The sequence below is a fragment of the Pedobacter polaris genome, assembly GCF_005116505.1.
Classification (GTDB): domain Bacteria; phylum Bacteroidota; class Bacteroidia; order Sphingobacteriales; family Sphingobacteriaceae; genus Pedobacter; species Pedobacter polaris.
Genome location: NZ_SWBR01000003.1, coordinates 140,517 through 159,746, shown reverse-complemented (window position 1 = coordinate 159,746; position 19,230 = coordinate 140,517). Strand labels below are relative to the sequence as shown.

Genomic DNA, 19,230 nt, shown 5'->3' with positions numbered 1-19,230 from the left:
CTTAACACATCAAAAAAAATGATGATTAGTTGTTTCATATCAATAGATTTTATGGTTTTAATTGGACTGGGTTTTGCATCAGGGATAGAAGTGGTTATCCTTTTTGCGTGAAATGGGATAAGAAAGGGCAAAAAGATAGAAACGGATAGCCCGCCCGGATGCCCAAATTTATTTATTGAATTACTCCCTTATACTCTTCATTAAGAATTACTTTCGCATCATAAGTTTCTCCACCTTTCTTCTTAAATCCCTTTAACACATCAGTAGATTTACTTTCACAAAGCTGAATTACATTATCAATTGAAATATGCTTTCCCGACATTTCTTTCCAAATCACAAAATCGCACTTAATAGACTCATCTTTAAAATTAGAGCAACCATAAGCTTTAGCATTTGCATAGATTGTACCGGTTGAGCATTTAGGGCAAGGGCAAATCGTAGTATCAAATTTAACCACCAATTCATCATCCAGAATAAGCTTTGCTGAAAACACATTACCAGCATTACTTTCAAAATCATCAAGAAAATCCGTTTTACGGTTATCCAATAATTGTTCAGCCACATTAACTGATATCTCCTTATTAGCAATTTTTTTACCAATATAAAGGCTACACTCCTTGGCAAAGAAATTTTCACAGACAAAGCCATTTGCTGTTTCTACAACTTTACCCCCACAGCCAGGACAAGCATTTGTCAACTCATTACTTGGGAAATCCGGCTTAATAACATCTTCAGAAATAATCAATTTTGCGGAAAACAAATCGCCATTCTTTTTCTTTAAATCTGTAAACAGGTTAGTTTCTTTATTTAAGCAAAGTTCTTTAGCAATTTCTTCCGTAATCTGTTTTTCGAAATAGCTTTTATAGATAAAAAACTTACACTTATCATCCATACTTTTAAAATAGTTGCAAGAATAACCGTTGGTTTTTTCCACCATCTTACCTTTGCCACAAACTGGGCAATCAGCGATAATATTCATAAAAATTAAAATTAAATGTTTGAAATAAGTTGCTCAAGGAAGCAACAATGAGTTTTAGATTTGTACGTGCGGATATTCGCCCTAAAACCTACAGCTTTGCAGAATGCTGAGTAACTAAATTTAGCCTGGCTAAAAGAAAATATTTGCTCCTTGAATTTAACATTAACAGCCTCATCAAATATTGAAATTTCGGCAGCTAAATCAGAAAGAGCTAAAGCGACTTTAACATCTTCAATTTGACCTAATATATCCTTTGAAAATATAAAGCCAAAATTCTTATCTGGAAACTTAAGTTTTATCCAATTTAGTTGAGCCATTGAGACTTTAGTGCCAACAGCAATACAAGTCAATTGTTCGAGATTTTTAAACTTATGCTGACTTATAGAAAGGAAGCTAATCGCTTCCATAGCATTAGCACACAAAAAGACTTCTCTAGCTAAATTTGAATAACCACAAACCCAAAGCTCTTTAGACTTTGGCACTAAATGAAAGGCAAAACCAAAATGCTCAAAGCCATCAGCACCATAATTAAAAATCAGATTTCCTATTTTATCTATGCTGTAACTTTCAGAAAAAAAATCTTGTATCGAATTTGGCACTCCTAATTTTGTTAAAAAAGGATGCGTTTGCATTATCTTGAAGCCCCCGACCTTGTATAGCCACGAGAATTTTCGTTACTATTTGAATGCCCGATTTCAAAACTATTATGTTGTTTTTTATCCTGGCTTAATTGTGCTTGCATATCCTTAAAAGCTTGCTCATAACCTTTACCAAAATCTTTAGATTGAACTTCATCGTGTTTTTTACTGAACAAAGCTTTTAAACCAGTCATTAATAAATAAGATATGCCACCATCTAATAAAAGCGAAACAATTAGGGCAGTTTTATTAGAAACCATACCTTTTCTATCTGTATTGTTCATCTGAAAAACAGTACCATCCTTTAATTCTACTTCCTGCCCTTTACGGTAACGTTCTTTTTGCTCTAAAGTTAACTTCTCATTGTTAACCATATCCGGAACAATTACCTTGTCAGTATCAGTAATTACAAATTCTTTAGTGTCCTTATCAAATTCTACCAAGATTTGCTTTTTATTGCCTGCACTATCAACAGTTGTTTTACTGATATTGACACTCTCTCCATTTTGAAGTTTCTGTGCCTCAACATCCGTTAAAAAAGGAGGATAACTAGCCTCCTTGTATATAGGATGAATAATTAAATCCAATTTACCTTTAGCATTAGGTTTCATTGATATTTTGGCATCTAACTGATCGATATTTAAACCATCTGCCGAAAGATTTTTTAAACTAATCATATCAGTGCGTTTACCAGAAAGGATAGCCTGTAAATCATTTACATCAATTAACAGCTTACCTTTAGTAGCTAAGCCTATTTTTTCCAAATCTTTAATTGGAAGATCTTTTTCTTTAAAAATTTCTTTTAACATAATATTTAAGTTTAACGTTTAATTGTTTTTTGATTGTTCTCAGTGGGGATTTCTATTTTGTTGTCGTTTACAACATCCAATTTGTTCTGTTTGGCTTGAATTAAAGATTTATATAAACCATCTTCGTGCGAGAGTTTAAACCTGTTTCCGGTAGACAAATCTTCCATATGTAATATTCGATTGCGAAGCAATCCAATGACCTTAAACGAAGTGTTATTGTTGCCAATTATTTCATTCAGCAAGAATGAAATTTCTGGCTGTTTACCGCCAATTCTGTTTTTATTTTCCTCGCTGCTCATATCACTAATTTTTAAGTGAATAATAAAGGCTTTGAGTATCTAGGTTCATCATTTGATATAAAAATGGTAATGGGTTAAGAAATTGGTCCTTGTATTTAATTGAAAAATGCAGATGCTCCCCAGTAACCCTACCCGTCGCACCAGAGATACCAACTGGAGTTCCCGAAGCAACTAGATCTCCTGGCTTAACAAAGCGATAGGATAGATGACCATAAATACTGGTGTAATTTCCGTGTGTTATTCGAATGAAATTTCCTATAATGCTGTTATAACCAGTCTCTTTAACAACACCGTGTAATATTGAATAAACTGTATCCGTCCTTGCATTCAAGTCTATACCCGAATGAAATTTATTTCTCTCTCCAGTTACTGGGTGCGTACGGTAACCGAAACCAGAGGTAAGATAAATTCTATTCAATGGTAACCTTGCCGTTTTGAAAAATTTGAAAACATCTACCGAATCAATTTTAACGTTCGACATTATTTTTTTAGAAATAATGCTAGTATTGATAACTGTATCAATAGGAACTTCTATTGGTTTTGCTAACTCTATTTTATTATTAAATATGGGTTGAGTTACTGAATTAAATACTTGTGCTTTTAAATTTAAAATCAAGCTACAAATAAGAAGCAACAAGATTTTCGATCTCTTGGTTAATCTTAAAGAAGTTTTTCCTAAGTTTTTCATCTTTCTTTCCATTAAAATCATAAAATACTGGCAAAGGTTTATAGTTCTTTTCTTCGATCTGTATCTCCTTAATATTCAGATTTATCTTACAGTTTATAGCTGAGGTATCAAATTGTCCAGTGTAAGCATCATTTGCATCTGCAGCAATTACACCAACCATTTCGCCAGCATTTAGAGACGCTATTTTTCCGGCAGGAATTAAAATCTCTAGTTTCTCATTCAAGGATGTTGAAGTTTTACTCCTGTCAATTGATAAGCTTTCGCCCATTTGTTTAGACTTCCCAAATAATCGTTCTAACCAATCTAAAGTTTCCTTATTTCTAACAGAACCAGATATAACATTTCCAACTACAGATTGAATTGTCGTTGCCGTATCTTTTCCATATTGCTGTTTAAACTGTGGTAATTCCTGTAAACCCATTAAAACTGCCACTTTATTACTTCGAGCTGTTGCAATTAAATTTTCTACTTTATGTACGAAAAGTGTGGGTATCTCATCAATAATAATTGCAGAAGGCATATTTCCTTTTGAGTTGATTAACCTGGTTAAGCGATTAAGCACCACAGAATAACAAGCAGAATTTATATTTTGAGTATTAGGATCATTAGCCAATACCAAAACACCAGGGTTTTTTTTATCAGAAATTTTAAGATTAAAATCATCTCCAGAAAAAACCCAGTATGTTTCTTTAGTGGCCAATCGGCTAATAAAAATTTTAAGTGTACCTACTTGCCCTTCCAGCTGGTCAAAGGCTTTTGCCTTAAAAGCACTCATAAAAGGGGATAATAAGGAAACCAATTCCGGCTCTGTAAACAGTGTAGTAAAAATTTCTTCATAAGACCTGTTTAAGAAACCTAAAACGTGAGGCAAACTTGAATATCTACCATCTTCATATTTACTCAAAAAGTAAACACAAGAAGCTAAAAAGTTAACGGCTGACTGTGTAAAGAATGCATCACTACCCCCAGACTTATCTCCCTTTTTTAATGCCTCCACTAATGCCTCCGCTGTCTCTGATGCATCTGCCAAAGATTTAATATAATCAGCTCTTAAAGGATTAATCCGTTTACTTTTTTCAACCTCATTTAGATTGATAACGTGAAATTCAAAATCTTTCATCAATCCATTTTGCTTTGCTAAAAGATAATGATAGTAGGCTATTTGTCCTAAGTCTGGAAACTTGAAATCATAGAGGCAAACTGCAAACTCCTTAGCAATCATTTGCCTTATAAATGGATTTACAATAGAGAAGGACTTACCAGAACCAGGTGTTCCAATCAGTAAAGTACCTCGAAAAGGATTAACTAGATTTATCCAGCCATTCCATACTTTCTTCTTGAAATAAAATAGTGTTGGGATATTAACAGAATACGGCGTATCAACTCTTTTAATCTGTTGCATAAAACTTTCGCCCTCAACATTCCATTTATCTTTACCCAGACCGGAGCGAAACAGTTTAGAAACATTGTCCATTGCAACACTAATTACAACAGCCCCAATCAAGGAGCAAATCATATAGATTAGGTTATTCCAAGTAGTATATTTAAATACTATTGATGATGCTCTATCATAAAAGAAGATACTCCCAAAAAACAAAATAAAACCTACAGTTAAAGGATAAATAATATGTGTTTTTGGGTCTAAATCAATCTTTTTCTTTGCCAATGTTCCAATACTAACCAAGCATATTAATATCAGAGTTGCCAATTTGCTAATTAACAAACTATTGTAAATAGGCAGTTTATTGATTTTATATAAAGCGATTGAAAATTTACCCCAAAATGGAGCATTTATATAAACAAACATTGCAAATTCAATTATGACCATCATATAAATGGCACATTGCAAAAACCCGTGAAGTTTTTGTATTTCTTTGGTTTCTTCCATAATTTTTATAAAAAAATAACCAATGATTAGCTGGTTATTTAATAGATTAATTAAAGCGAGATTTTTAGCCCAATTGATAGGTTCGTTCTAAGCCGATATGATTTTTCTGCAAAAAATAGGTATTGGTTTTTATTGGCAATGATAATTTCAGCACCACTATAAATCGCTTGGCCAAGTTCTAAACCCAATTCTGGTCCAGCTAAAAATTTATAAAAATCTGTCCCCACCGCCCCTCCAATCCTATACCTAAGTGAAGTATTTCTATTCCGATAAAATTCTGGCTTATATATTATGCCCAGCTGTAATTCTTCATAGGAACTTTTAGACCATTGAAAATAATCAGCTGAAATTTCATAAGAGTTACGATATTTTGAAGGGAAATTAAGATTGACACCCATTAAACGTGCCTCCTTATTCCCTAAACCTAACCTAGCACCTACGTAGGTAAAGCCAGATTGAGCATATACTTTATTGAACAAACAAAGTAATAGCAAGATTAAAAACTTCTTCATAATGCTTAATTAGATTTTAGCATATCTGCACTAAGGATATCAGAATAATCAATTTGAAAACTAATTATCCTCCCCGAAAGCTGTTTCTCACTTAATTCGACATTTAAAACCTTGTTGCCAGGAAATGTGAATTTCTTAAACACATATACATTGCGATAATATTTTTTAAATGATTGAGCATCGAACAATTTTAATTCTGGCTTAATTTCTACAGATTGAATATTAGAGGCTTTAGTGACCTTTTTATCATCTACTTTAAACCTTAATTCATCAATATCATATTTTAAATTAGTTCTATTTGTGTAGGAAATATCTAAAAAGACAAAGTCGCCCAAGGTGTAAACATTATTAAGCTCTGCCTGAATACCATAAGCTTGTGAATTAACAGAATGAATATTTGGTTTAGTCCTAATTATACTCAAAGCATAGTTTTTCATTTCCCTTTCTGACATTGTAATGTTTGGCACATCCAAGGGTTTTATATCGGCTGGAAGTATTTCAATATTAGTTCTTAAACTTCCCTCAGATGCAGTCGGGTCATAAATGACATTATATTGAGCCATAAATTTTTCTCCAACAATTGTAATAACTGCATCATCTGTATAATTGAAACTTTTCTGTTTAAGCGTATCTAAGTATTTAATGCGAAGCACGTTCTTAACAGGTAAGTCTCCAATTATTTTTTTACTAGAAATATCTACATATTGGATTGGTTCTGGAGAGATAAAATGAATTGATATCTCATTATTTAAATAGACTATTGGCAAATCTGTTTTTTTTGTTCCCTCAGCTGTATTTTTTTGAGCATAAAGATTTATGGCCGTTAAAGTTATAACGGCGAATAAAGAAAGTATTTTTTTCATAATTAGTAGTTTTTTTGCGCTTTTTGAAGTTCTTCTGAATCTATAATATACACGTATGTGTTGTACTTTATTTTGGCCTTGTTTTTTCTGATCAGTCCGGCTATTGCTGTTGAAGTGGATTGGAAAACTTTATCTAATGCACTCATAAGAAATTCTTGTTGATTTTGAGAATTGCCTTGCATATTAAAGCCCTGCATAGAATTTCCACCTAAATTTTTAGAAAATTCCCTAAATGCAGATGACGGTACATAAAGCCCTGGCATTCCGTCCAAATCGTAGATATCTAACTTTACAGGCAATATTTTTGCCCCATTCAAAATAGAGGTAATGCCTAACTTCACTCTCTGTTCAGAAAAACCATTGATTTCAGCATACAAGTAATTTCCTTTTTTTACCAATAAAGTACCGACATTGATATCTTCTAAAAGTCTCAATCTGATTCTACTTCCAGCATAACCGGTTACATCTTCATCAATTATTGCCTTGATAAATTCTTTATCCTTTTTGGCAAACAACGTATTAAAGACATCAGAAGCACCATCTGCTTTTTGTACATCCAATTTCTTTTGGTTTTTACGAATTTCGTCTGCCTTAGCCATTGTAGCTTGTCTTTGCATTTCAGCCTTATACTCCGGATCATTTGCTTTAGCCATACTGTCGGCATAAGCCATCTGCTTTTTAAACATATCCATCGGGTCCTTTTCCTGCTCTGCCTGTCTATTTCTATAAGTACCACTATTTGACTGTGATGTTTGTTGTAGAGTTTGATTTTTATTACCAGATAAATTTGATAATGCTTGAGCCAATGCCTTATCCTCTTGAGATAATCTATTGTCAGCAGCCCTTTTATTTGGAGAATCGCCAGTATAAGGAATATAATTATCACCTCTACTCTGCCTAATATTCCCACTATTTCCTTTGGCTTTCATTACCTGGTCGATGGAATCCAAAACTCTTTTTTCCTTATCAGAGTATTTACTTCCATAATCTCCATTTTGGGAAGCCTCTTCGCCAATGGTATTAATGGCCGAGTATCCATCGGCCTCTTTATATTGATTTCGATACGCATCAAGCTTATTTGTTAAATCCTTTTTCTTTACGTCATCAGATACCTCTGAGACATTCTCTTGTAAGCCTACTACATCTTCTTTTTTAGTTTTTGATTTAGCACTACTATTAAAGACATAGAAGAACAAGCAGAAAAACGGAAAGAAAATTAAAGGCAGCACATATTTTGGCTTTTTAAAATTTATTTTCATTTCTTTTTATTTAATGGTTTATTAATTTCCTGTAATCTGTTTAGGGCATTTTGTAAAAAAAGAGAATCTTCATTTGTTAAGGCTTTCTTGGCTATGATTGTCTCAATTTCATTTTTCAGCTTTATTGTTTCTCTCAGCTTTGAAGATGTTTCTACAATATTGTTAAAACCATCACTTACTGGGGTAACCACTTCTGTTTTTGCCTTTTGCTGAATTGATATTTTTTCTTTTTGGACAACTGATTTATTATCTACACTAAAAACCGTAAACGATAAAATAAGTGATACAATGATAAGCCCAACCATCCCTATATAAATTTGCTTTGGGTATTTTTCAGAAAAGCCTTGAAACAATGCTCCAGACTTCTCAAAGTAAATACTATATTCTTTTTTCAATTCACTATATATAGTGTCTTTTGGGTCTCTATTAGAATGTATTTTTTTGAACATTTTCTAAGTCTTTATTTTCCAACGTTTTCCACTTAGTTATTAAAACACCGTGTGGGTTATTTTCACTTCTAGGAATATCTTTTAAATATCCTTCCGTTATCAAGGAGCGTAACACAACCGTACTTCTTCTATCAATTTTTTGTTTACCATAAAACCTAAAATATTTCTTTGGTAAATCAAGATAAATAGAGTCTGTTTGAATGGTTAGTACAGAACTTGAAGAAAGAATGGATGTAAAATATCCCTTTTCCTTAAGGTTGTTATATTGTTGAACTCCAGATTCATCAATGAGGTACATTGATTTTCCCATTTGATATTCTATATACTTATCATCTGGAGTTAACGAAAAAAAGATAGAATGGAATAAATCAACGTGCGCCCTATACTCTGCAGGCCTGTTCATTTGAACATCAGTTTGCTTAGCCAAGATGGGAACATTATTATCTAAGATATAAACACTCTGCCTTGCAATAGCAACCTGCTTGAATGCAAAATAACTTACAATTGCAGCAATAATTATAGAAGCAACCAAACTGCCAATTGCAGTTATAGAAGCCAATCTTATTTTGGATTCAATATTTTTTATTATCATAATAAATTTGAGTTAAATAAAAAGAGGTTATCTTTTGGGATAACCTCTTGAAATGAGAAAATTCGAGAACAATTACATAAATGCACCACCAGCTTTTTTAGCAACACCTACAACTGTCTGTGCTCCCCTACCAAAATTTGAAGCAGCCGAACTGATACCAGAAGTTGAAATAATCCAAGTAGATATACTAGGCACGGTGAACATACAGATAGCTCCAACTAAAAAAGTGACGATAACTGTACCAAAAGAAAGAATTCCATTTCCTGCAAACCAAGCCATTTTTTCGAGGTTAGCACTAAGCCCATCTTCACCTATCAACTCCTTGTACTTACTTATTTCTGAAGTCATTGCATATTTTTGCATTAACGCAACTATATACATAATTAAATAAGCAATTCCAGAGTAAAGATTTACACTTATAAATCTGGCAATCCAAGTTGAAAAGCTATCTCTAAAGGCAGGTAAAATACTTGCTGCCACAGCAAAAGGTCCTAAAATTATCAATATACTTGAATAAATAATTTGAATAATAAAAAGCACATACACAGCTAATCTTAATATCCATAATCCTATCAATTCTAACAATTGGGTAAATAAAAGTTGCATACCAACTTCTAACCTATTTTTTAATTCTATTAGGGGACTAACAACTGAACTCATACCCTCCTTGACAGTGCTGGTCACAGAGTCCCAAGCATTTGCTAACCAATTATCAGATTCCTTTTCTGCTACTTGAGTTTCTGCTTGAAATGTATAGAGAGAGTTGGCTACTTTGAGCATATAGTCCGCCCTGGTAAATCTTAAATTATTAACATTTGTTTGTTCACTTTGAAACATCTCTTCTGTTCGTTCTGCAACAATATCTGTAGGAAAGGCAATTACTTTAACAAAAGTTCCCCACCAAATTATTACCATTACCAACCCAAAAGGACGAAGGAGTGGCATAACTTCCAATTTTTTATCCCCAGCCATCATTTCGTAAGACTTTATGGCAAAATATATAATCATAAAAATTGCGCACAAGGCTTTAGCATCTCCAATAAACATATCAAAGTGTGTCCATATAGAGTCTTTTAATCCCTTTAAAAAAACCATCACACCCTCTTCATACACCCCATTTCCTTGTAAAAATTCTACAGATTTTTTATAGTCTGTACCTTGACCAAATGCGAAAGGCATTCCTATTGCAAATAGCAATAAGAGTAAGTAAATTTTCTTTTTCATATTTATATTTTTAGTATTTACGAGTATTAATTACATCCCGTGCAATTTTCACATCCATTTCTGGAGTCCAAGTGTCAATTGTGACATTATTAGTTTTTACCTTTTGCTGTTGTTCAGTCATTCTCATTGTCATTTGCGCAGCTGCAATTCTTGTTGACCAAGTACCATATAATGCCCGATATTCTTTTAACATTCTATGATAGGCTAAAATTCTAGCCCCTCTATCTAATGTTGATGTTCTTGCTGTTTCAATTCTTTCTTGCAACATATCTAACTGATTTTTATACCAATCATAAATCCCCTCTTCAACAACCTTAACTCTAACTTTAGTAGGCAATGGCATAAGAATACTTGCCATTGAGTTTTCTAAAACAGGCTTTAATTCTTTAGAGTAATACAAAATCCATAAGGGATCAGCAAAAGAAACAGCACCAGATTGATTTGCAATTTCTAGAACTGCGCTATTACTGAGCGTATCAGCGTGAAGTTTATAAGCGTCATCAATGGAACTCATACCAGCAACTAATCCCAATCTTTGAGTTTGTGGACCAGTTGGGCTTAATGGGCGATGGTCGGTCTTAGGATAATTAGGGTGCAAGCCCCACGTCATCCAATAATAAGGATTAATGCCCAACCAACCCGAAGTAGGTGTAAACTTACTTCTATCCCACTGTTTATGCACCATTCTTTCCTGCTGATAAACCACACTTTCATCCTTAATTGATTTTTGCGCCTTTACATTTTTATACAATAAAAATGCAATCATTAAAAAAAATAATTTCCTCATTGTTTTAAATATTTAGCATTCCTAATTATATCATTAACAATTATTTTATCATTATTTATGTAAGCTGCCCAAGGATTAAGAGATTTGATAATTCCTTTCTGCTTAGCCCAATACATTGCTTTCCAAGCACCATATGTTAATCCTGCAATTATTTGCAATTCCTTTGTTACTTTTCTCAATAACTGGTCTCTTGCATTATAATCCATCAGCACATTACTTCCCTCTTTTAAGATAAATTCTGAAACTTCATTAACCAGACTAAAAGACCTAGCTTTCATTTGCCTTCCCATATTTTCCGCAAACAATAACAAGTAAGGTTCTGCTTTACCCATTTCAACCATCTTACTTGAATAACTAACTATATCAGCCACGATATAAGCCATATTCTTAACAGCCAGCCCATTTTTAAGTGCTGAATTTACATTTGAAAGACCTTGATAAATCATTGTTTGTGCAGCAACAACAGAACCCACATTTACGTTGATGTCTTGCAAATTATTATCTATTTTACCTAGATATTGGTTATGCGTTATTTCAGCAGCATTTCTAACCGCACCATTTTCATTTACAATATTAAAGTGAGCTCTATCAAATACTAATCTTTGAGCAATCGCATCATTTACTATAAAAAATGCAATCAAGCATATTAAAATACTTTTCATTTTTTTAAATACTTAGCATTCGTAATAATATCATTCACAATAGATTTATCCATATCTATATAATCTTGAAAGGGATTCAAAGAGCGCATCAAGCTAGATAAATTTGAATACTGAATTGAATTAACTAATCCTCTGGACAAATCTTGAATCACACTTAATTCCTGCAGAACAAAATCAAATAATATTTTTCTGTCTGATTGTTTCATTTGATTTACCGCTCCCATACTTGCACTTAAACCAATTAAATAATAAACCAAACTTTTAGATTTTTGTAAAAATTCAATTTCAGTTTGATAAGCAATAAAAATCAATGCTGGATTTTTTTCAGCTAATTGATAAATCTCTGTTTGGCTTTTAATAATATTGTTTACCATTGGGGTTGCTTGAAGCCCAATATTAGTGGCATCTATTGCAGTTCCCAAAAGGCTATACCTTTGTTGAAGCTCACGGTATTTATTCTTCAGCTTTGCGAGATAAGTTTTATTTACCTCTTCATTTATTGTTGTTACAGCCTGTTTATCGCGAGCTTCATTCTGCTTATCAAATTCTGTTCTGGAATTTTCTACTAATTGATGAATAGCTGGAATATTCAAAGATTTCTGCTGACTATATAAAGCCGTATTTAATCCAAATAGGGCAATAACTATAATTACTATTCCTTTCATTTTTTTAAATATTTAGCTTCATTCAATACATCATTAGCAATTCTCACATCCATATTTTGCCATTCAGCCCAGGGATTTAAAGAAGCCCAAATACCTCTCATTTTCGCCCAATACATAGCACGATGCATACCATAAGCTGTTCCTCGTAAAATTCTCATTTCTGATGCGATATGATTTAATAATTTGGAACGCTCCCCGGAATCCATTAAATTATTTTTACCTCCTTTTAGTACAAATGACTGTACCTCAATAGCTAAATTTGTCGCACGAACTTTAAATTCTCTTGCACCTTGTTCAGCAAATAATAATAGGGCTGGGTTTGACTTTGCTATGTCAACTGTCTTTTCTACATCTCCCACAATGTCAATTCCTATATTAGCTATTTCTTTAATGGATATTAGGTTATTTATCACAGAAGACACTTCACTAAGCCCCTTATAAATTTTATCTTGCATATCATTCACAATAGCTAATTGCCCTGTTACTGCAAGTTGTCCTCTTTGTAAAAGGGTAAGATTATCATTGGTCTTACCCATTTGTTTATTAATTACCCCAGCGTGAGCAGCCATTGCAGCAGAAGTTGTTGGGTCTATATATAAAGTTTGACCAAAGCCAAATCCATAAGCAAATATGGATAAGAGCATAAAAATTATTTTTTTCATACTATTTAAATTAAGAGGTAAATGATAATTTATTTATGAAGCCTGTCTATTTACTGTATGTAAGGGCTTTGCATTTTTATTAATGGCAGAGACAAAGTCTCCTAAAGAACTTTCAGAATCAATCATATCTTTAACAAAAGCATCTAGCCCATCTGCGTATGAGCCGTAAGCTGAAGTATAGATTTCAACTGCAGATTTTTCTGGTTTTTCAGTGGTATAAGTTAAATATTGGAATAATGAAACCTCGACACCATAGACTTCGCCAGTAGAGCCTCTTCTAATGTAAACTTCTTTAAACCTCCCCCTGTTATCGGTATTATCTAATTGATTGATAGTAAATATTTTTTTCCTTTCAACTTCATTGATGGAAAGCAGAGCTGCTATCTCTTTATAATTATCTTTGAACTTTGTCTGGTCTAACAAACAAATGGTATCAGAGTTATTTACAATACTATCTTTAACAACTGCATTTCCAATTATATCTCCAAGCTCTTGAGTTACTACAATTGCTTCTCCCCAAAATTTACGAACTGTTTTATATAGATATAAAATATAACCAGCCATTAGAGGAGAGGCAATCGCTTTCCAGGCTTCTTCAATTATCAAAGCTTTTCTAAATCCTGTACGATTTCTCATTTTCTGAATGAAAACATCCATAATAATTAGCGTTACAATTGGAAACAAGATTTTGTGTTCCTTAATACTGTCAATCTCAAAAACAATAAATCTTTCAGTGAATAATGATTTGTCAGCATCCTCATTTAAGATAGCCTCGAATTCCCCTTCTTTGTAAAATTTTTTCAGAACATATCTAAATTCATCTACGTTAAAAGGTATGTTTTCCTCTACCTTAATTTTTGGTATTGTCTCAATTGCGAATTCATAAAAAGAGTTAAAGTTTAGACTGGCAATTTTACTTCCCTCTATTTCTTTACTAAAAAATACAGCATAGTATGAACTAATTACATTAGCTATAACATCTCTCTCGACCTGTCCAATATTTCCCTCTGCACCTTGCCATAGCAAACAAATTAACGTGCATAAAAAATCTTTCTTCTCTATATTGTACTCTTCTTCTGAAATAGCAAAGGGGTTCATTGTTATTGGCTTATTATCAGAATAGGTAATATATTTACCCTTATAGTAACTGTTTAAGCCAGAGTAACTGTGTCCGGTATCAACAATAACCACATCCATATTATAAAGCATATACTGTTCTATTAATGCATTCATAAAAAAAGATTTACCAGAACCCGAAGGACCTAAAACAAACTTGTTTCTATTGTTGATTCTATTTTTAGACATCGGTAAATCTGCTGGATCTATTGCAATTGGCACGCCCTGCCTGTCGGTAAATCTGATTTGGAATTTTGATATTTCATCTACAGCCAGGGCTTCCTTAAAAAAAAGACAAAGAGCTGCATCAGCCGTTGTTAAAAACCAATCATATTTTTTTAATTCAGCACCATTACCTGGCAATGCACATCTAAATAATTCTAACTGATTGTAAGCATTTTTAGATGGAATTATTCCTAATTGAAACAAAGAGCTTTCTATAAAATTTGTTGCTCTCTGTACACTTTCACTCTCTGCCGATAAAACTATATTAAAATGACTGTTTACCAAGAGTTGATTATCCCTTGCCACATCATTTAACAGTAAGTCTATATCTTCAACACAAATAAGGTTGGCTGGGTCAGGTATTCCAGAATGTCTTTTTCTCTTTAATTCCAGCTTATTTAAAGTAAACATCTGATTTGGCACTTCAATAACTTGATTAAATAAAATGGTTTCAAATTCTGGAACCTTAAATAAAAATGAGAATAAATCAACCGGAAAACCTTTCATTGTATCCTTGTCGTTTAACTCTATGTGTGTTGATATTTGAGAGGGCAAATCAATATTATCAATGTTAACCAGGCTAATGCTTCTAACAATTTTATCTCCGATATTTATTTCAGTATCGGTAGGAGCGATGTTATTCAACGAAACATTTTTGTTTGCAAACTCCATACTAAGCACTCTCATTACAAAAATATTGATTGCCTTTTCTCTTAAAGGTTTTGGGTTAGTTCCGGCAATTGTTAATACATCAATTACCTTACTTAATGATTGCTTAAAATCTCTGATGACTTTTTTATCATAAACATAAAAAGCACCTCTTTTAACCTGTTTTGTTAACGTTAAATAAGTATCAACTTTAATAAAATCTCTACCTGCAAAATGTTCATTATATTTATTTTGCAAGTATTCATCTGCTTTTTTTGCCTCATATTTAGAGCGACTAAAAATGTCCTGCTTTTGAATGTAAAATCCCTCTCCTAGAATTTTAATAATATTCACAAATAAATTATGAAACTCTTCATAAGCTTCGGGTGCTGCTGCATACTGCAAAACTGGATTATCAATTTTAATGATAACTGAAAATTCTCCATTTAAACCATATAGAAAATCATAATCCTCATCGTGATCTACACCAACATATGGCAATTTAAATTCTGTTCCTTTTTTCATATTGACTAATTCTTCTAAGATTTACCGCATATAGAAATATTCCTTTATACTTGGTTTTACTATACAATCCTTTCTTCTGCTGACCAGCGGTATAAAACAATCCACCGACTATAATACCGACTAAAACAAAACCACCTAAATATTTATTGACTAATGCCATTGTTAAAGAGCCAAAGACTAAAGCCAGAAGCAAAACTCCAATCCCCCAATAAATAAACTTTCCTTTAAAACCTTTGTAAATAAGGGGCTTTTGAAGCCCCTTATAAACTGAAAATTGCTTTGCCATTTTTTTAAGAGCTATATTCCGAAGAAAGCTTTTACAACAGCAGCAGAAAGAACAAGGAATAAACAAGAACCTCCCCAACCCATCAATTCTTTATTAATGTCTTGGTCTCCACTGTTCCATTTAGAATAAACCCTTAAGCCACCAATAATGCCAACCACCGCACCGATGGCTAGTACAATATTTGTTGCAGGATCTACATAGGTTTTCAAGCTACTGGTTGCTGTATTAATACCAGTAACACCACTTTGTGCAAATACAGACTGTACTTGAAATGCTGCAAACACAATTGCAAGCATAATTGCTTTTTTTAATTTGTTGATCTTGTTCATTGTAATAAAAATTGATTAATTCATAGATATAAAAAAAGCCATCTTAAAAAAAAGATGGCTTGCGGACTTGAAAAGCAAACATTTACATTCCAAATAAAGCGGTAAGAAAATAGTTCATTAGTACGATAAATAGACAGGCAAAAAACCAAGCAGTTATATCAAGGGTAACATCTTTACCCATTTGCCACTTATAATAAATTCTACTTGCCCCAAATATTCCAACTAATGCAGCTAAGACAAAAGAAAAATCCTGCATCGAAAAAAACGAACCAGAAATATTATTTGCTGCCTGATTCATTTCACTTACACCAGGTTGCGCATAAACTTTTATTGTAATGGTACAAACACCGATAATTAACAGGGTCTTTTTCATAGCTTTAAAAAGTAACAGGTTTAGTAAATTCGATTGCCTCTGTTCTAGCTAAATCAAATAGGTTTTTTAATGATACACCTCCAGAAGTTTCGATCGGGCTTTCTGAATAATCGGCTTCCTCAACTTTCTCTGAAAACTCAATTTCTTCATTTAAATAATTTTCCTCGATTGTTTCATCCATCATTTGAGGCTTTACATCTTCTGAAAAGGTTAGCTGTTGAGATGCTAAATCTTTTGACTTAGGAGATGCTCTTGATCCCATAGAGTCTATTAAAATATTAATTGCATAATAAAGTAGGTAGATGGCTGCCATCCACATAAAAAACTGTAACCAGGTCATAATTCGAAATTTTCAAGTGATTTTTTAATGATATTTTTTAATTCGGGGTTTTGAGTAAACAGAAAATGAATTGCAAACGCAACTGTTTTATTCATATCCACTCCAGTAGCAATTTTAAACTGACTTAACATTTGAATAGTCTTGTCATCAAGTCTTGGGTGTAGCATATTTTTATTACCGTTGGAATAATCATAAGCTCTTATGGCATTTAATATTTCTACCTGTTGTTCAACGTTATCAGTTTTAGGTTTTATTTCCTTTTTAAGAATTACTTTTTCTAAAACAATAGGGGGTTGAACTTCTACTTCTTTATTCGGTTCTGCTATCTTATTTCTCAATAAATCAGCTAGAGATTTTATTTTTTCACTCATAATATTTGTTAGTTAGATGCCAAAAGATATTTTTCATATATCTTTTCAAACACAGGAATGATAAGTGGATAAACAGATAGAGGTGTTTGAAAAGTGTTAGTTCTTTGAAAATCTATTCTATCAGGCAACGGAGTTGAAATATCCCCAAACTTTGAAAGTTGTTCTTCTACTTCCTTTTGCGTTTCATATTTAACATTCCCTTTAATTCTATTTGGAATATAATTGATTGGTGCATTGGCATTAATCTTCTTTAGTACTACAGAAAATAAAACAGTAGAATCAAAGCTAAATTCATCATAAGCAAAAGGGCATATAACAAGATCTGCGGATTGAAAGACTGGTATCAATCCATCATCATCTAACTTACCAGGCAAATCAATAATTACAATCTGCTCTTTGTTTTGAGTTAGAATTGAAAGCATTACAGGATAATGCTCAAGGCTTGCAGCTATGACCTCATAAGGCTCTGCATTTTCTAAGAGCTTAGCTTTTTCATACTTACCCGCAATAGATTGCTGATAGTCCATATCAATAACCGTAACAGTTCTCTTTTTGGCTAGTGTTAAGAAGTTGGCTAATAATAAAGTGAGCGTACTTTTCCCCGCTCCACCTTTTTGGTTTCCAATAATAATTACCATAGTATATAAATTTTGTGGGTGTAAATTTTAATTCAGCATCAAGATTTTCTTTTCTTCTTGCGAGCTGCATCGTCTTGATCATCTGCTAAATGGATTTGTGCAATAGGAGCAGAATGGTTTATCTCTAAACTTTCAACAGGCAAATTTTCATTGCCAAAATATGATTGGGTTAAATTTCGATAATCATCGGTTTCTAAAATTTCCAAGATAGGAACTTCTACACCAGCAATTACATCATTCAAAAAAAGTTCATTATATTTTTTTGTAATTACCAAACTCTGTGAACTTAACCCTTGTAATAGTGTAGGGTAATTGTAGAGTGATGCCTTTAAAAGTGTGGCATAATAATTTACTTGTTCTTCAGATAATTTACTTGTGATGTTAGTCTTATTATCATTCGTCTTTATTCTTTGATTTTTTGGTTCATAAACCTTATTTGCAGTTGAATAATTTAAAAGCTCCTTAAGTGAAATAACATCGCCACCTTTAAACACATTTTTTTCTGCGTGATCAATTATTGAATATCCATAAGGTTGTTTACCATCTTTTCCGTGATAAATCAATTCAATACCAAATTTTTCTTTTAGAAACTCACTTAAGTCAGAAGTATAGGTATCTGTGTTTTTCTTTAGTCCTCCTGCTAGAAGCATTGTTTTGGCAGAAAGGTCTGTATTATAGACGAGTTTATATTTTTCAAATATGGCTCTCATTTGAGCTATCCTATTGGTATCTTTCTCAAAACTTAAAGACTTATCGTTGATACTTACTAAATTAATATCAAGTTGTTTTTTACCAAATTTAATAACCTCAATATTTCGCTCATTCTGTTTTAAAACATAGCCCCTACTTTCTAAAATCATCATAAACTGAGCTTTTGTAGAGAATTGATAAGTTAATGCTTTTTCTACATCTTGGCTAGCATTGATACCTTCATCAATACCCATTACTTTATTAATGTTTTGGACTGCCTTAATTTTTTCAAATTCCGAGGAAATCTTTTTACCCTCTTTATCTACTCTTGTAGAAACAATATGAACGTGGTTATTTTCTGTGTCTTTATGAAATACGATTAGATATGGATTTTTGGCATATCCCATTTCCTTAAGCCAGCTCGTTGCAATTTCTGTTAGCTGCTCTTTATTATATTCTTTTCCTTTACAGGAAATGGCAGCGTGAAACTGTGGTGCCTTTATCCTGGTATTTTGGGCGGAAACTAATTTTAGATAATTAGAATAATCTTCTGGTCTTAAGTTATCCAATCCTAGTAAAGGTCCAAAGTTCTCAATCTTCATCAACTCTCCTTTATTTTGGTCCATTTTATTAGTGTTATAATTTACACCATTAAAAGATGCTGAGGAGGAAAGAATTTTAACAACCATTTAAATAATATAGCTAAATAACAA

Annotated in this window: 24 protein-coding genes; all 24 read right to left on the bottom strand. The window is 32.6% G+C overall.

Annotated features, from left to right (window positions below):
- Positions 1–172: 172 nt before the first annotated feature.
- Positions 173–979 (bottom strand): topoisomerase C-terminal repeat-containing protein, encoded by an 807-nt coding sequence (locus FA048_RS12785; protein WP_136841597.1) that lies wholly within the window; start codon positions 977–979, stop codon positions 173–175.
- A gap of 11 nt (positions 980–990) precedes the next feature.
- Entirely contained in the window at positions 991–1,611 is a 621-nt protein-coding gene (locus FA048_RS12780) for a hypothetical protein (protein WP_136841595.1), read from the bottom strand.
- Entirely contained in the window at positions 1,611–2,426 is an 816-nt protein-coding gene (locus tag FA048_RS12775; RefSeq protein ID WP_136841593.1) for a DUF4099 domain-containing protein, read from the bottom strand. The genes FA048_RS12780 and FA048_RS12775 overlap by 1 nt, the downstream gene beginning before the upstream one ends.
- Positions 2,427–2,437: 11 nt before the next feature.
- Complete coding sequence (locus tag FA048_RS12770) at positions 2,438–2,725, bottom strand: hypothetical protein (protein ID WP_136841591.1); 288 nt, start codon at positions 2,723–2,725, stop codon at positions 2,438–2,440.
- Between the two features lie 4 nt (positions 2,726–2,729).
- Positions 2,730–3,341: a M23 family metallopeptidase gene (locus FA048_RS12765; protein WP_169306872.1), complete on the bottom strand. Its 612-nt coding sequence runs from the start codon at positions 3,339–3,341 to the stop codon at positions 2,730–2,732.
- A 1-nt stretch (position 3,342) separates the two neighbouring features.
- Entirely contained in the window at positions 3,343–5,301 is a 1,959-nt protein-coding gene (locus FA048_RS12760) for a type IV secretion system DNA-binding domain-containing protein (protein ID WP_136841587.1), read from the bottom strand.
- 50 nt (positions 5,302–5,351) lie between these two features.
- Positions 5,352–5,813 carry a hypothetical protein gene (locus FA048_RS12755; RefSeq protein WP_136841585.1) on the bottom strand — a complete coding sequence of 154 codons (462 nt, stop codon included), beginning with the start codon at positions 5,811–5,813 and terminating at the stop codon, positions 5,352–5,354.
- Between the two features lie 5 nt (positions 5,814–5,818).
- Positions 5,819–6,676, bottom strand: a complete 858-nt coding sequence (traN, locus tag FA048_RS12750; protein ID WP_136841583.1) for a conjugative transposon protein TraN — start codon at positions 6,674–6,676, stop codon at positions 5,819–5,821.
- A 2-nt stretch (positions 6,677–6,678) separates the two neighbouring features.
- Positions 6,679–7,935 carry a conjugative transposon protein TraM gene (gene traM / locus FA048_RS12745; protein WP_136841581.1) on the bottom strand — a complete coding sequence of 419 codons (1,257 nt, stop codon included), beginning with the start codon at positions 7,933–7,935 and terminating at the stop codon, positions 6,679–6,681.
- Positions 7,932–8,384, bottom strand: a complete 453-nt coding sequence (locus FA048_RS12740) for a hypothetical protein (RefSeq protein WP_136841579.1) — start codon at positions 8,382–8,384, stop codon at positions 7,932–7,934. The genes traM and FA048_RS12740 overlap by 4 nt, the downstream gene beginning before the upstream one ends.
- Entirely contained in the window at positions 8,362–8,976 is a 615-nt protein-coding gene (gene traK, locus FA048_RS12735; RefSeq protein WP_136841577.1) for a conjugative transposon protein TraK, read from the bottom strand. The genes FA048_RS12740 and traK overlap by 23 nt, the downstream gene beginning before the upstream one ends.
- A gap of 72 nt (positions 8,977–9,048) precedes the next feature.
- A complete protein-coding gene (locus tag FA048_RS12730) occupies positions 9,049–10,200 on the bottom strand; it encodes a plasmid transfer protein (RefSeq protein WP_136841575.1) in 1,152 nt (383 codons plus the stop codon).
- 10 nt (positions 10,201–10,210) lie between these two features.
- Positions 10,211–10,987, bottom strand: coding sequence for a hypothetical protein (locus tag FA048_RS12725; protein WP_136841573.1), 777 nt, complete (start codon positions 10,985–10,987; stop codon positions 10,211–10,213).
- On the bottom strand, positions 10,984–11,649 hold the full coding sequence (locus FA048_RS12720; protein ID WP_136841571.1) for a hypothetical protein: 666 nt from the start codon (positions 11,647–11,649) through the stop codon (positions 10,984–10,986). The genes FA048_RS12725 and FA048_RS12720 overlap by 4 nt, the downstream gene beginning before the upstream one ends.
- Positions 11,646–12,314: a hypothetical protein gene (locus FA048_RS12715; RefSeq protein ID WP_136841569.1), complete on the bottom strand. Its 669-nt coding sequence runs from the start codon at positions 12,312–12,314 to the stop codon at positions 11,646–11,648. Before FA048_RS12715 ends, FA048_RS12720 begins: the two co-directional genes overlap by 4 nt.
- Entirely contained in the window at positions 12,311–12,976 is a 666-nt protein-coding gene (locus FA048_RS12710; protein ID WP_136841567.1) for a hypothetical protein, read from the bottom strand. Before FA048_RS12710 ends, FA048_RS12715 begins: the two co-directional genes overlap by 4 nt.
- A 33-nt stretch (positions 12,977–13,009) precedes the next feature.
- Positions 13,010–15,490: a TraG family conjugative transposon ATPase gene (locus tag FA048_RS12705; RefSeq protein ID WP_136841565.1), complete on the bottom strand. Its 2,481-nt coding sequence runs from the start codon at positions 15,488–15,490 to the stop codon at positions 13,010–13,012.
- Positions 15,468–15,776, bottom strand: coding sequence for a plasmid transfer protein (locus FA048_RS19745; protein WP_169306871.1), 309 nt, complete (start codon positions 15,774–15,776; stop codon positions 15,468–15,470). The genes FA048_RS12705 and FA048_RS19745 overlap by 23 nt, the downstream gene beginning before the upstream one ends.
- Positions 15,777–15,787: 11 nt before the next feature.
- Positions 15,788–16,105 carry a DUF4134 domain-containing protein gene (locus FA048_RS12695; RefSeq protein ID WP_136841564.1) on the bottom strand — a complete coding sequence of 106 codons (318 nt, stop codon included), beginning with the start codon at positions 16,103–16,105 and terminating at the stop codon, positions 15,788–15,790.
- Positions 16,106–16,187: 82 nt separating this feature from the next.
- Complete coding sequence (locus tag FA048_RS12690; RefSeq protein WP_136841561.1) at positions 16,188–16,478, bottom strand: DUF4134 family protein; 291 nt, start codon at positions 16,476–16,478, stop codon at positions 16,188–16,190.
- Positions 16,479–16,482: 4 nt separating this feature from the next.
- On the bottom strand, positions 16,483–16,818 hold the full coding sequence (locus tag FA048_RS12685) for a hypothetical protein (RefSeq protein ID WP_136841559.1): 336 nt from the start codon (positions 16,816–16,818) through the stop codon (positions 16,483–16,485).
- On the bottom strand, positions 16,815–17,189 hold the full coding sequence (locus FA048_RS12680) for a hypothetical protein (protein ID WP_136841557.1): 375 nt from the start codon (positions 17,187–17,189) through the stop codon (positions 16,815–16,817). The genes FA048_RS12685 and FA048_RS12680 overlap by 4 nt, the downstream gene beginning before the upstream one ends.
- An 8-nt stretch (positions 17,190–17,197) precedes the next feature.
- Complete coding sequence (locus tag FA048_RS12675) at positions 17,198–17,827, bottom strand: ParA family protein (RefSeq protein WP_136841555.1); 630 nt, start codon at positions 17,825–17,827, stop codon at positions 17,198–17,200.
- A gap of 38 nt (positions 17,828–17,865) precedes the next feature.
- On the bottom strand, positions 17,866–19,143 hold the full coding sequence (locus FA048_RS12670; protein ID WP_169306870.1) for a relaxase/mobilization nuclease domain-containing protein: 1,278 nt from the start codon (positions 19,141–19,143) through the stop codon (positions 17,866–17,868).
- Positions 19,144–19,230: the final 87 nt, after the last annotated feature.